At 39.6% G+C, this 13,870-nt stretch carries 13 protein-coding genes; 6 read left to right on the forward strand and 7 right to left on the reverse strand.

Translation table 11 applies throughout. The features are described from left to right. Positions 1–6 precede the first annotated feature (6 nt). Both VOI17_RS01930 and VOI17_RS01935 read right to left on the reverse strand, forming a co-directional pair. Positions 7–675 carry a LytTR family DNA-binding domain-containing protein gene (locus tag VOI17_RS01930; RefSeq protein ID WP_323755549.1) on the reverse strand — a complete coding sequence of 223 codons (669 nt, stop codon included), beginning with the start codon at positions 673–675 and terminating at the stop codon, positions 7–9. Then, the gene (locus VOI17_RS01935; RefSeq protein ID WP_323755550.1) at positions 672–2,186 is read right to left on the reverse strand and encodes a sensor histidine kinase; all 1,515 of its coding nucleotides are present in this window, start codon (positions 2,184–2,186) and stop codon (positions 672–674) included. The genes VOI17_RS01930 and VOI17_RS01935 overlap by 4 nt, the downstream gene beginning before the upstream one ends. 555 nt (positions 2,187–2,741) lie before the next feature. Between VOI17_RS01935 and VOI17_RS01940 the strand changes: the two genes are divergently transcribed. The 4 genes from VOI17_RS01940 to VOI17_RS01955 all read left to right on the forward strand — a co-directional run bounded on the left by VOI17_RS01940 (position 2,742) and on the right by VOI17_RS01955 (position 6,110). Beyond that, positions 2,742–3,287 carry an REP-associated tyrosine transposase gene (locus VOI17_RS01940; RefSeq protein WP_323755551.1) on the forward strand — a complete coding sequence of 182 codons (546 nt, stop codon included), beginning with the start codon at positions 2,742–2,744 and terminating at the stop codon, positions 3,285–3,287. Between the two features lie 419 nt (positions 3,288–3,706). Beyond that, positions 3,707–4,123: a VOC family protein gene (locus VOI17_RS01945; protein WP_416376040.1), complete on the forward strand. Its 417-nt coding sequence runs from the start codon at positions 3,707–3,709 to the stop codon at positions 4,121–4,123. Beyond that, on the forward strand, positions 4,120–5,376 hold the full coding sequence (locus tag VOI17_RS01950) for an amidohydrolase family protein (protein WP_323755552.1): 1,257 nt from the start codon (positions 4,120–4,122) through the stop codon (positions 5,374–5,376). The genes VOI17_RS01945 and VOI17_RS01950 overlap by 4 nt, the downstream gene beginning before the upstream one ends. Beyond that, the gene (locus VOI17_RS01955; RefSeq protein WP_323755553.1) at positions 5,376–6,110 is read left to right on the forward strand and encodes a DJ-1/PfpI family protein; all 735 of its coding nucleotides are present in this window, start codon (positions 5,376–5,378) and stop codon (positions 6,108–6,110) included. Before VOI17_RS01950 ends, VOI17_RS01955 begins: the two co-directional genes overlap by 1 nt. A gap of 21 nt (positions 6,111–6,131) precedes the next feature. Here the strand turns inward: VOI17_RS01955 and VOI17_RS01960 are convergent, their stop codons facing one another. From VOI17_RS01960 to VOI17_RS01970, 3 genes are read right to left on the reverse strand one after another with little or no spacing between them, the layout of a single operon-like run. After that, complete coding sequence (locus VOI17_RS01960; RefSeq protein WP_323755554.1) at positions 6,132–6,827, reverse strand: ABC transporter ATP-binding protein; 696 nt, start codon at positions 6,825–6,827, stop codon at positions 6,132–6,134. A 9-nt stretch (positions 6,828–6,836) separates the two neighbouring features. After that, positions 6,837–8,309 carry a DUF5687 family protein gene (locus tag VOI17_RS01965; RefSeq protein ID WP_323755555.1) on the reverse strand — a complete coding sequence of 491 codons (1,473 nt, stop codon included), beginning with the start codon at positions 8,307–8,309 and terminating at the stop codon, positions 6,837–6,839. 4 nt (positions 8,310–8,313) lie between these two features. Then, positions 8,314–9,213: a M28 family peptidase gene (locus VOI17_RS01970; RefSeq protein WP_323755556.1), complete on the reverse strand. Its 900-nt coding sequence runs from the start codon at positions 9,211–9,213 to the stop codon at positions 8,314–8,316. A gap of 90 nt (positions 9,214–9,303) precedes the next feature. Between VOI17_RS01970 and VOI17_RS01975 the strand changes: the two genes are divergently transcribed. Both VOI17_RS01975 and VOI17_RS01980 read left to right on the forward strand, forming a co-directional pair. Next, the gene (locus VOI17_RS01975; RefSeq protein WP_323755557.1) at positions 9,304–10,350 is read left to right on the forward strand and encodes a hypothetical protein; all 1,047 of its coding nucleotides are present in this window, start codon (positions 9,304–9,306) and stop codon (positions 10,348–10,350) included. Positions 10,351–10,443: 93 nt separating this feature from the next. Next, positions 10,444–11,964 carry a M20/M25/M40 family metallo-hydrolase gene (locus VOI17_RS01980; protein ID WP_323755558.1) on the forward strand — a complete coding sequence of 507 codons (1,521 nt, stop codon included), beginning with the start codon at positions 10,444–10,446 and terminating at the stop codon, positions 11,962–11,964. A gap of 71 nt (positions 11,965–12,035) precedes the next feature. On the opposite strand, the gene yjjX is transcribed toward VOI17_RS01980, so the two are convergent. Both yjjX and VOI17_RS01990 read right to left on the reverse strand, forming a co-directional pair. Continuing rightward, on the reverse strand, positions 12,036–12,566 hold the full coding sequence (gene yjjX / locus VOI17_RS01985; protein WP_323755559.1) for an inosine/xanthosine triphosphatase: 531 nt from the start codon (positions 12,564–12,566) through the stop codon (positions 12,036–12,038). Positions 12,567–12,572: 6 nt separating this feature from the next. Continuing rightward, the gene (locus tag VOI17_RS01990; RefSeq protein WP_323755560.1) at positions 12,573–13,748 is read right to left on the reverse strand and encodes a tetratricopeptide repeat protein; all 1,176 of its coding nucleotides are present in this window, start codon (positions 13,746–13,748) and stop codon (positions 12,573–12,575) included. Positions 13,749–13,870: the final 122 nt, after the last annotated feature.

A 13,870-nucleotide genomic window follows, 5' to 3' on the forward strand; every position in this document is an offset into this window, starting at 1 on the left:
CTACCATTAAGCAATAGCCTCCACCAACAACTGATAGTAGATGCTGCTAATGGGGATCACTTCCTTGCCGATGCTTAACTGGTGCTTTTCTATTTTATTGATAAAAGCCCTATTGACTAAAAAGGAACGATGGGTTTTTAAAAAACTTTGCGGCAAGAGTAAATCTTCAGCTTGTTGCATTGTCATTCGGCTGAGGACTTGCTCGTTTTCCGTCACAAACTTTACATAGTTGCCTTCGGCCTTGGCGTATTTGATTTGCGCTATTTCAAGTCGCACATATTCATAGCCCGTTTTCAGAAAAAGATGCTGATCGTTCTTTTGCTCCAGTCGGTCGCTGGCCTTGTTTACCGCCTTCAAAAACCTTCCGAAATCGAAAGGTTTCAGCAGGTAATCCACGGTTTGAAAATCATAACTCTCCAATGCATATTCCTGATAAGCTGTGGTGAAGATGACCAAAGGTGCTTTTGAAAGGCTTTTCAGAAAGTCCATTCCAGAGATATCCGGCATTTTCACATCCAAAAACAGCAAGTCAATGGAATTGGTTTTTAGGAATTCAAGGGCTTGATAAGCATTGGTAAAGCTCGCTTTCAATTCCAAAAACGGAATTTTATTGGCGTGACTTTCAATGATGTCTAGCGCAATCGGTTCGTCATCTATGGCAATGGCTCTGATCATATCAAGGTGATTTTAATGTTGGCCTCAAAGCTGTCTTCCGTTTCATAAATTTGAAATAAGTGTTTTTCAGGATAAAGAATGCCCAAACGCTTTCTCACATTCTCCAGCCCAATTCCCGATTTACCTTTTTCTGGATCTCCCCCATGTTTGTGAACACTGTTTTGCACATTCAAATGCACCTCTTCTGCATTACAAGCTAATTTTATTTTTACCCAAGAAGGTTTTTGAAAACTCACCCCATGTTTAAAAGCATTTTCAACAAAAGGAATCAGCACCATAGGCGTAATTTCTCCTTGGCAACCTTCAGCTACGTCTACTTCCAGTTGAAAATGATCCTTCTGTGAAATTCGTAAAGTTTGAAGTTCGATGTAATTACGGAGGTAGTCAATTTCCTTCTGCAAAGGAATTTTCTCAGCGTGGTTTTCGTGGAGCATAAAACGCATCATCTCGCTCAGCTGCTGCACCGCATGAGCCGTTTTTGGGCTCTCCTCATTTAGCGCCAAACCATAGAGCGTATTTAAGGAGTTAAATAGAAAGTGCGGGTTGATTTGAGATTTGAGCAGGGAGAGTTCGGATGTTCTTTCTTCTAAGTTCTCATGCAACTTCAGGGCAGCTTTCACCTTTTGTGAATTGAATTGAAAATATAGTAAAGTCAAGATCAACACTATAAGGAACATGATTAGCGTTATGATAATAGCTGGGTTAAGTGAAACTCCCAACCACCTACTACCAAAAGATAAATTCAATTCAATCGTAAAATAGAATAAGCCTAAAACTCCAAACGAAGCAATCAGTGTTCTAGAAAGCTTGTCAAATAAATTGTCAAAACGAATTCTAGCCTTATCAACAAAAGCGTCTATGATCACATATGAAATCAATGTAAATCCTACAGATGCAAGCAGAACAACTGGCATCTGTAGGATCAAATAAAACACACCGCTTGATCCAACTACCATATATTGCATTAATAGTGTAGTTACAATAAAATGAAGGGCAAACAGTGCAATCCAAAACCTCAGATCTAAAATTTTTAAACTAGGCTGTTTTTCTTCTGAGTCTAGTATTTTCTCTATCTCGCTTATTATGCACGAAGAGCATACAGCAAAGAAAAAATGAACAGAAAGACGCAGATGTAATAGAGTGAAAAGACTTCTTGAGGAGCTTTTGATAACCCCATTGTATGGACTCAAATAATAGTATGGATTCATTATACTTACTATATATGCTAATAGTAAACCAATAATGGCAGAGGCAATTATTGAAGTGGGAAATGACAAATACCAAATGTTGTGATTATTTATTCTATCGAAGAATAACTTCCGAGAATAAATAATAATTAATACATAGAAAACGTATTCCGTTAACTTCTGAATTTTAAACTTTGTCAGTTGTGCTCTGGCGTCTGTGGCATTTCCCAAAGCATCCAAGGCATTTGTATAATACTCTGCTCCGTGATTCGAATTCAGTTGACCTATTTTAGTAGCAAAAAAAGCTATCAATATAACCAACATAAAGGTTCGAAAAATATAAATCCTGTTCATCCTTTTTTCTTCAATGATACTGCCCTGCTATTGCTTCAAAAAATAAATGTGACCAAAGCCCAAAACAATGTGACGGAATATAATCACTTCTCCTCGTTTGCAACGAGGAGAAAGTACAAAAGCATTTCTAATGCGGTTTGCATTGTTAAATTCAACCAGTTTCATTTTTAAAATGAACCAAGCTCCGCTAATCAATTACGATTTTGGAAATGTGCAGCATCCTCGTTACAAACGAGGATGAGTGAGAGTGGAACTACCCAAGCATTTTTAATGCGATTTATGTGTCAGATGCTTTATCCTCGCCAAGTTTCTTTACGTATGTCATGAATATGGACTGCTCTTTTGGCATAGGCTTTTCAATGAATACCAACTTCATATTAGTCATTATTCTACTATTAAAGTATATTTAAAAGGTTTTTATTTAGCAAGCTCGTTACAAACAAGGTTGAGTGAGTACGCGCATTCTTCTCCTCGTTTGCAACGAGGAGGAACTACCAAAGCATTTTTAATGCTAAAATACAACACATGTCAGGCGACAGCTATACCATACGAGACCAAAACGGCTACTACTTCTTAACTATGACTGTAGTCCGCTGGGTTGATGTATTTACGCGAGTAGAGTACAAAGATGTTATTGTTGATTCACTTAATTACTGCATTCAAAACAAAGGCTTAGAATTAAATGCATGGGTGTTAATGACCAACCACCTACATATTGTAGGGCGGGTAAGCACAGACTTGGGAATGTCTGGCTTCCTCAGGGATTTCAAAAAATTTACTTCGAAACGAATTTTAGAATTGATCCAAGAGATTCCTGAAAGCCGAAGAGAATGGTTGTTGAACAGGTTTGATTTTGAAGCGAAGAGAACGAGAAGGACAGAAAATTTCAAGCTTTGGAAAGACGGTAATCATGCTGTTGACATTCATCATATTGGTGCATTCAATAAGATCGATTATATCCATCAAAACCCAGTAAAGGCAGGAATTGTGAATGAACCCGATCATTACATTTATAGCAGTGCCATCGACTATGCCAATGGAAAGGGCTTAGTTCAAGTTACTTTGATGTAAAAAGTGTAGGCAGCAACCTCGTTGCAAACGAGGTTGAGTGAGCGTAGCCTCTCTACTTCTCGTTTGCAACGAGAAGGATCTACTAAAGCATTTTCAATGCTATTGACATACTTAAATATCAAGCACTACAAATATTTACTAATTCAATTACGGTTTTGGAGATGTGCAGCAACCTCGTTGCAAACGAGGTTGAGTGAGCGTTGTGGAAGAGATGAGTGAGCTCTCCTTCTCGTTTGCAACGAGAAGGGACTAACAAAGCATTTCTAATGCGGTTTACACTATTAAATATCGGGCGGTTTCATTTTAGACACTACCAAAATTTCGATTTTGGGTATATCTAGCAAACGCGTTGCAAACGAGGATGAGAGGAATTTGCACAGCAAATGATAAATGCTCAATTTGTCCAAAAAAACATCAATATGAACACTCCTTTTCATTTAGCCTTTCCCGTAAAGGACATCGAATCTACCCGATCTTTCTTTGGCGACTTGCTGGGCTGCGAAATTGGCCGCTCTACCGAGAAATGGATCGACTTTAATTTCTTCGGTCATCAATTGAGTGCACACGTAAAGCCGGAAGAATTGGCCCAAGCGCAGGCTAATATTGTAGATGGTAAAAATGTACCCGTTAGGCATTTCGGAGCCATATTGGAATGGAACCAATGGCACACATTGGCAGATAAGCTAAAAGCCCACGGAACCGAATTTGTGATTGAACCTTACATCCGTTTCGAAGGCCAAGTAGGCGAACAAGCCACCATGTTCTTTCTCGACCCCAGCGGAAACGCTTTAGAATTCAAAGCTTTTAAAGACACCAGCCAAATTTTTGCCAAATGAGAAAACTCACTGGTTTACTTTCGGCAGCACTAATTTCCGTTTTCAGCCTTAAGGCGCAAGACGATTTTCTCTTCAAGCCCAAACAGGTTTTTGATGGAAAGGAAACGCATGCCAATTGGGTGGTTGCAGTAAAAGGGAACCGAATTACTTACGTTGGGGCAAAATACACGGGTCAAGCCAATGAGGTGATTGAGTTGAAAAACCAAACCCTATTGCCGGGTTTAATTGAAGGGCACTCGCATATTCTATTGCACCCTTATAATGAGGTGTCTTGGAACGATCAAGTGCTCAAAGAATCCGTTGCCGAACGTTCCGCCAGGGCGGTGAATCACTTGGAGGCCTCGCTAATGGCTGGCATTACCACCATGCGCGATTTGGGCTCTGAAGGGGCTGGCTATGCCGATGTAGGCATGAAACAGGCCGTAGAAAAAGGAGTCATTCCAGGCCCGCGACTTTTGGTGGCAGGAAAAGCAATTGTGGCTACGGGAAGTTATGGTCCAAAGGGTTTTCATGAAGGAGTAGAAGTGCCACTCGGTGCCGAAACTGCCGATGGTTTTGATGACCTCATTCGCGTAACACGTGATCAAATAGGGCACGGAGCCGATTTTATTAAGGTATATGCCGATTACCGTTGGGGGCCAAACGGTACAGCCGAGGCAACTTTTACTGTGGCTGAGTTAAAAACCATTGTAGAAATTGCCGAGTCCAGCGGACGATATGTGGTGGCACATGCCTCTTCCGAAGAAGGAATTCGCAGGGCCATTGAAGCGGGTGTAGAAACTATTGAGCATGGTGACAGCGCCACTCCAGAAATATTTAAAATGATGAAGGAAAAGGGTGTAGCCTTCTGCCCAACTCTAGCCGCTGGCGATGCCATTACACAATATGGAGGTTGGAAAAGAGGCGTTGACCCTGAACCCGCCCGAATAACAGCCAAAAGAAAAAGCTTTAAAATGGTGCTAGACTCAGGCGTTAAAATGGTTTTTGGTGGCGATGTTGGCGTTTTTCCACATGGCGAAAATGTTAGAGAGTTGGAAATGATGGTGGAGTACGGAATGAATACCGAGGCTGCTTTAATTTCTGCTACTTCGGCCAATGCCGAACAATTCCACCTTAACCAACTTGGCCAAATCAAAGCAGGCTTCTTGGCCGATATTATTGCCGTTCAAGGCGATCCTTCCAAAGACATTACTTCACTTAGAAAAGTGAGTTTGGTGATGAAAAACGGAAAAATCTATAAAAACGAAAATTGATGAAAAAGCTACTTTCTGTTCTCTGCATTCTGCTCATGGTGGCTTGTCAGACACCGCAAGAAAACCAACAAGTTGCACAGACAACTAAAGAGGTTTTCAAACCAGAGAACAAACCCACCAAAGAACTGAATGTAGCTTTTCTGGCCATCAACGGAGTGTATAACTCCGAGCTGATGGCACCATTTGATATTTTTCAGCATACCATTTTTCATACAGAAAAAGGAATGAAGACTTTCATCGTTTCCCCCACAAAAGAGGTGATTACGACTTTTGAAGGTATCCGTATTTTGCCCGATTACGATTTTAATGACGTACCGAATATTGACATTCTTGTTGTTCCCAGTGCCGAAAACAACATGGGTTCAGATTTGGAAGATGAACGCCTGATCAACTTTGTGAAAGAAAAAGGAGGTAGCGCCATGTACATTATGTCTTTGTGCGATGGCGCATTTATTCTGGCCAAAGCTGGCCTTTTAGATAAAGTAAAATCAACCACCTTCCCCAGCGACATTGGCCAATTCAGACAGACCTTTCCAGAACTAGATGTCTATGAAAATGTAAGTTTTGTGCATGATGGAAAAGCCATTACCTCATCGGGTGGCGCCAAATCATATGACCCTGCGCTGTATTTAGTAGAATTTCTATATGGTAAAAAAGCAGCCGATGGTGTAGCGGGTGGTTTGGTCATCGATTGGAATGTAGGCGAAATCAAATCCATTACTCCAGAAAAATGAATGCTAAAGGCTGTTCAAAAATTAAACTGTAAAGTAATCTTCCAGGTCCTTTAACGTTGTTTCGCTGGTTTGAATATCCTTTTGAACCTTACCTTTTTCTAGCAAAACAATGCGCTCGCAAACTTCGGTTACGTGGCTTAAGTCGTGGCTAGAAATCATTAAGGTAACATCCTTTTCTTCTTTCAACTTTCGTAGAATTACCTTTAAGCGAATTTGCGTGGTGGGGTCAAGGTTAGCGAAAGGTTCGTCTAATAAAATGATTTCAGGATTGCCCATCAAGGCTGCCACAATGCCTACCTTCTTCTGGTTTCCCTTAGAAAGGTCGCGGATGTACTTTTTCTTCCCTCTGATTTCATCGTTGAACAAATCATCAAACTGGTTTAAGAACTCTTGCAAATCGCCTTTTGAGTAATTGTGCAAAGAGGCGATAAACTCAAAATATTCATCTGGCGTTAAGTAGTCAATTAGAAAGGATTCGTCTAAGAATGAACCCGTATAGTATTTCCAGTCTTCATTACTCTGAACGTTTATGCCCTTAGAAAGGACCTCACCTGTTGATGGTCTGATCAGGTCTAAAATCATTCTGAAGAAGGTCGTTTTGCCCGCTCCATTATTCCCAACCAAACCATAGCTTTCGCCCTTGGCAATGTGCATTTCAGGAATGTTGACAACCTCAACTCCTTTATAACTTTTCGAAAGTGTTTTTACGTCAATCATCTTAATGGTTTATTGGGATCTAAAACTGGCAGCAAATTTATGTCTTCGGCTAATGAAAAATTGCGTGAGTGCATTGAGCATTTTATCTCGGAATAAGAACCCAGTGAGTCCTGCCAAACCGGTTAAAAACAGGCCTAAGTTTTCGTAACCAAGTATTAAAAATGGCGCATAGAGTATGTATGGCAAAATCATAATAGGAATAATAATCAGAAATTGTGCAGCGCCAACCCCTTCATAATTAAAGGCGGCTCCTTTATTTAAATCAATCTTTTTTGGGTTGAACATGGCCAATCGCATTACTGCAAACACATTCAAGCCAATGTTGAATAAATAAGCAGCTAGATTAATCAAAACGATCTTCCAACCGAAATAACCATAAGCCAATGACACCACAAACGCGATGGTAGAAGTAGCCACAAACAGCCAATACTTTGATTCTATAAATTGCTTAGTTGTGACTCTTCTGGTCAGGATAAAATCGAAATACCCACTCTCCCAACTCAATAAGAACTGACCATAGTTGATAAAGAAAATACCGGTGATGAACACTCCAGCAAACATGAAGATGAACTGCATGTCTTGGTAAGCATCACTGGTATAGAAGAACAGTCCATAAAGCAACAGAAAGCCACTCATAATCAAAGTGTTCCTTGGCCGCTTATGCCGTAAAATCAATTTCAGTTCAAGCTGAATAAGCTCGCCCATTCTTCCGTATTGCTTTAAGAAACTGAAATCTCCAGTTACCTTTTCTTCCTTTTTAATGGCCAACTCTTCTGGATAAGTGTTTTTTACCAAGAAGTTATAATTGAGTCTGTAAAACACAAAAGCTAACACTACCGGAATGGCTCCCAAAGCTGGTTGCTCCACAATAAAGCCGAAAGCAGCAGAGGATAAATCTGAAAAAGAAACAACATTAAAGTAATCAAGCGCAACAAGTGCCGCAACAAAACCTATAAGGCCAATAAAGAGGTTGGGTATATCATTCATCTTCTTCTTAAAGAGAATGACCACAAAATGCAGCGTAATAGAAAGGCCAACAATAGAGGCCAACCAGCCGAAAGCACTTAAAATGCCATAATCTGCACCCACGCGTAAAATTGAAAAAGGAAGGAAAAGCAGAATGGCCAGCAGGTTAAAAACGCTGAAAAGGCTCTTCCTGAACATAAAGTGAATGATCTTTCCCTTTTTAATCGGCAAATGTAAGTAGGGTTGAATTTCTAAAACAGGCACATTCTGCAAAAAGAACCTAAGCATAAATTCAACCAGAAAATAGTAAAGAATAAAACCATTGATAAAAACTAGTGGGTCATTATCTGGAAAAAATTCCTGCACCAACTCGTCCATTAACACGCCAGCAATAAGTGCGTAAGCTAGCATCATTAAGGCTGCAAAGCCTAAGAAAACATTCGCAAGAACGCTCTTTGCCCAAACAGGCGAACGAAATTCCTTTTTCCAAATGTGCGATATCAGCTGGCTAATCATTGGTCTAGTTTAGGTTACGGTCTAGCTCCATAATTGAATAAAGTACGGCATGAGCAGCTTTGATATAGAATGCTTGATTTACGTTCTCAAATTCATCAGTGGCTTTGTGATAGTGCTCGTGATCTTCTACTCCAAAATAGAGGAAGGGAATGTTATTCTTGTGAAAAACACCATGATCCGACTGCATCGTCCAATCGTCTTTGCCTAAATCTGGGGAATCGTGGCCAAACCTTATTTTCAAAGGTGGAATTTCAACCTTTTCTAAAATAGACTTGTATTTAGGGTAGAAATGTGTTCCTGCCACATAAAGCTCATTCTTATCATTCATACTGATCATATCCATATTAATGTTCAGTATTACATTCTTGATTGGAGTGTTTGGGTCATTAAAAATGGCCTTGGCTCCTTGAAGTCCCATTTCTTCACCATCCAAGGCGGCAAATATCAATGTGTGCCTTGGTTTGTTATTTTTGAAATACTCCATCATGGCAAGCATGGCCGCAACACCAGAAGCATTATCATCAGCGCCATTAAATACTTCACCATTAATTACTCCAACATGGTCGTAATGGGCAGTAATAATAAAGGCCGAATCAGATACTCCTTGAATATAACTTATAATGTTTTCGCCCATTACGGTATCGCCTCTGCTAATAAAAGTAAATGGATGGCGATACCCCTTCACGAAACGCTTTGGTTTTATCCTTTCAATTTGTTTTACAATAAATTGTCGAGCTATTTCTGCTCCTTTTGTCCCAGTTTTTCTGCCTTCAGCAGCATCATGTGAAAGTTTTCTTAAATCTTCCAACATGTATTCTGAATCTAAATCATTTTGGGAATAAGCGGTAATTGGTGCGCCCACAAATAAGATAATAAGCGCAAGGTTGAGGATATGCTTTTTCATTTTTATTTGGTTAAGTTCGAACAAAAAGAAATCGAACATTCAATATTTCGACTCTTTTCATGTTAAACTTAGTGAATTGAATAGTAAGTTTTGAAGGTCATAATATATAATTTTCTTTTTCTGCTTTTACTCAGCAGTTCTCCACTGAATGCTCAGGAGACGAATGCTTCGCTATTTACCTTGCTTCATATGACTGAAGCTTACGATCCACCTCAAGATATACTAAGCAGCAAGTCAATTGTGCTAATGGATGTACCAAAGGGTATGTCTGTGGAAGAAAGGTTAAAATTAGCGGATGAGCTGCAAGGCTTTTTTGCTGAAGTGGGGGTTGACGCAGCAGCCTATTTTCAAATAAACAGCCTTAGTTCCGTGAGTGGAATGCAAGAGCAAATCCCAGATTTTATCTTAAAACGTGACATTAAAAATCTTTTTTTTCTTACCGTTTTAAACCCAGAAAATGACTTTTTATTAGGAATGGGGCCTTTTAATGGTAAAAACAATTTTTATGATAAAGGAGCATTGTTTTGGTTGAGAAGAACAACTGATTTAGAAACCGTTTTCAAGGAACTGACGACAAGGCTAAAAACCGATGCTTTTCCAAAAGAAAATCTATTGTTAAGTAATTCGGCCGAGTTTTTCGAACCAACCGTTTCGGGCTTTAAACAAGCCTATGTTACCTTACCAAAAGAGTTTGAAGGTAAAAAAATTGCTATTCCTCAAGTTGATATAAATCCCTTCGCTGAACCCAACCCTCAGGCTTTAAGCATTGCGGCTCTCACATCAGCAAATACGTTTAAAAAAGAGCTAACAGACAGGAAGCATTCTTTCGAAGCGTTGGCCGCCAAAGATTCCGTTTTATATCAAATCCTAAGCGTAGAAAACAAAACCGATGCTGATTTGAGACGTGCCAGAGTAGATTATGTCCTCCACTATATAGAAGCCGATGCTCAAAACGTTTACACCTTTTTACCCTTCGAAAAGCGTGAAGAAAACAAATCAGGAGTCTTAGTAAAGTTCTTCCTGCGTGACACCAGAACGAATATTGCCTTTTTGGGGAACAACTGGGACGCCAAGGAGGATTGGAATGAAGCCCTGAATTCATTTATTGCTCAGATCAACGGTATGAGGGGAAAATAACCCGATTGAACACATTATTGCCCATCAGTATATTTTAGAAAGATTCTAAAAGCGCTATTAGCTACCTTCCTCCTCAATTAAAAACTTAAAAAAATGAGAATATCAGCATTATTAGGGTTTCTATTTTTAGGGCTGCAAGCACTAGCTCAGAACACCCAAGTAGATTACGAATCAATCTACAAAATCAAAGACGAAGGATTCAATAACAGTCAAGTAATGGACATTGCTTGGAACTTAACTGACAGAATTGGGCCTAGACTTACAGGTTCTGAAGGTTTGAAAAAAGCCTACGATTGGACTTCTCAAATGTATAAAGATTGGGGTTTAACCAATGTTAAAGTTGAAGCTTGGGGCGATTTCGGTCCAGGATGGGAAGTAGATAAAAACTACATCGCCATGACAGTGCCTTATTACCAAGCCATGATTGCCATTCCAAAAGCATGGACTCCTGGTACTGGTAAAGAAATTACTGCTGAAGTGGTTTACGTTGAAATAAACTCTGAAGAAGATTTAGCCAAATACAAGGGCAACCTTAAAGGCAAGGTGGTTTTAATGCCAACTACAACTGAAGCCGTAAATGGTTATGATGCTGATGCACGTAGATATACTGATGAAGAACTAGAAGGCATGACCAAAGTTGCTGTAAGAGGTGGCCGTGGTGGTGGAAACTTCAGCGCTAGCAGAATGTCTGATTTCAGAAGAGCTTCTAACCTAAGAAGAGCGGCCTATACTATGTTGAAAGAAGAAGGTGTAGCCTTAGTGTTGAACACTAACCGTGGTGGACAAGGAACTTTCTTTACTTCTAACGGAGCTAGAAATGATGACAGCGCCCTTCCAGAAATGGAAATGGCTCCTGAGCATTATAACAGAATGGTTCGTTTGCTACAAAAAGGTGAAAAAGTAATGGTTGAGGCTGAGACCAAAACTCGCTTCTTGAAAAACGATACTAAAGGATACAATGTAGTTGGAGACATTGTAGGTACTGATGCAAAATTGAAAAATGAAGTGGTAATGGTTGGTGCTCACCTTGATTCTTGGTTTGCAGGAACAGGCGCTACTGATAATGCTGCAGGATCTGCAGTAATGATGGAAGTAATGAGAATCTTGAAAACTTCAGGTGTAAAACTAAAAAGAACCGTAAGGATTGGTCTTTGGAGTGGTGAAGAGCAAGGTATATTTGGGTCAAGAAACTACGTTCAAAATACTTTCATGGCAGACAAAAAACCTAACGCAGCACACCAAAACTTCTCTGCTTACTATAACATGGACAATGGAACTGGTGCTATTAGAGGAATTTACCTACAAGGTAATGAAGCGACTAAAGGTCTTTTCGAAGAGTGGTTCAAGCCTTTCCATGAAATTGGAGCAAGCACAATTACAACAAGCAACACAGGTGGAACTGACCACTTGGCGTTTGACGGTGTAGGCTTACCTGGCTTCCAGTTTATCCAAGATCCTATCGCTTACAATACAAGAACACACCATTCTAACATGGACATTTATGAAGCCTTAGAAGAAGTGGACTTGAAAAAGAATGCAGTAATTATTGCCGCTATGGTAATGCAAACTGCTAATATGGATGCTAAAATGCCTAGAAAACCGAAAGAGTTTTAATAAGCTTTAGATTTAAGAAATAGTGAAAGGCCTTGTCTGTAATAGATAAGGCCTTTTTCTTTGGAAGAGAATCAGTAAAGCTCAGGGTTAATAAAAGGAATAAGGGCCAATATTATTGCCGGCCTATAATATTCGGCCCTATCAATTAAATCATGCGTAAGAATACCCACTGCTCCATTGGACTGCTTTGAGTTCAATCGATTAAAGACCATATCATCTGCCACGCCCAACTCTATTCCTTGATGAATGAGCTCCACAATTTTTGGTGGTAATGTAAAAGAAGCTGTTCTGGCTTCTCCTTTTTGGTGCTTAGAAATAATACTAATCCATGCAAAGGCCAGCATTTCGCCTTCGTCAGTTTCAGCAATTCCACCTTCTATGCCAACCCAGTAATCTGCATTAGGCTTAGCGGACTGTGCGTTCTTAGCCCTGTTTCTTGCACCTAAAAGTGTTTCTAGATCGCTCATTGGCTGATCCGAAACATTAGAGGGAACATTTATTCCGTTAAAGGCGAAAGCCTCTTCTTTAAAAACTTCTGAAAATGCTTTCTCCGTACATTTTACCTTTACAGGATTTTGAGAGGCTATTACAACATTGATCATTCCTAATTATCCCTTTCCGCCTAGTTCCGCAAGTTTATCGGTCATTTTTAAACGTTCGTAGAAAACCTTAAGCGCCCGGATAGTTCCTGGGTCGTCAGGCTTAATTTTTCCACACATTTCCATATAAGGTAATGCCTTTCGTGTCCAGTTATGGCCCACTTCTTCAGTGCTTTTTCCACTAATAACGTATTCTTCTGCACTCATCATGTTGATTCGGTCATAAACTCGGTTGGCCTGTTCATTGATCATTACCGCATAATTGTAGTTGGCGGCAAAACCCTGTGGATACCTATTGAGGTAGATTTCATAATCCTCTGAAGCCATCTCAAAATAATTTTCAGAGCGTTCTGGTAAACCATTCGTATAGGCGTCTTTAAAAATCCTATCAAAGAGATCGGCACGCCTTAATCTCAAATCAAAATTATTTGGAAATCGCTCTAAGCCCGTGTTCAAAAGAGATTCAGCCTCATCAAACTTGTTTAATCTAATCAAGACACTTACGCCCTCAGCTATGTATGGAGGGTGATCTGGATATTCAAAAAGAGCCTCTTCAATCATGTTCAGCCTCTTTTGAAGAGAGGCGTTCATAGACTGATTACACACAATGAGTCCATTATAAACCATTCTACTAAGCTTCGTCAAAGGCTTCATCGCTAAATAGTAATCAATGGCTTGCTGATAGTTTTGAGCATTTTGAGCACTCAAACCAGCATATAAATAGGCGGTAGTATCTTGTGGTTTAGCAACCCTGGCCACCTCAAAAAGCTTTGTTGCCAATTCAAATTTCTGTTCTTGATAATATTTATACCCTTTATTAATTCCATCTGTCCATAGAATTTCCAGTTGATTCGAGGCAAGTCGAAAAAGGTTGTTTTCAGGGTCTGTAAGTTCTTTTGTCTTATTATAAGATAGTGTTACTTCAGCAGCAAAGCCATTAAGGTCTACCTTAAATATATCAAACTCAGGCGCATCACTCTTTAAGATTTCGTGATATATACGACCTTTGGTGTACCAAGCACGAGCACTTTTATTTCCATCTGGGTTTTCAAAAACATCATCTATTGTCTCTTTAGCTTCTATATATTTATTGTCATTCAAAAAAGTGCTGGCCACAGTCACCAAGTCCTGAGAATACCCAGACCCTGTAATCAATGTCAATAATATGGTTATAGCTAGCCTCAAATTGGTCAAATAGAACTACACGTGAAAATATGAAATATTGTAACAGTGGACATTATACTTTTCAAACTACATTAATTATTGTTGGAATACAGAAATAAGCATTTTATTTCTGTACATCAAAA

Source organism: Roseivirga sp., assembly GCF_034669765.1.
Lineage (GTDB): Bacteria > Bacteroidota > Bacteroidia > Cytophagales > Cyclobacteriaceae > Roseivirga.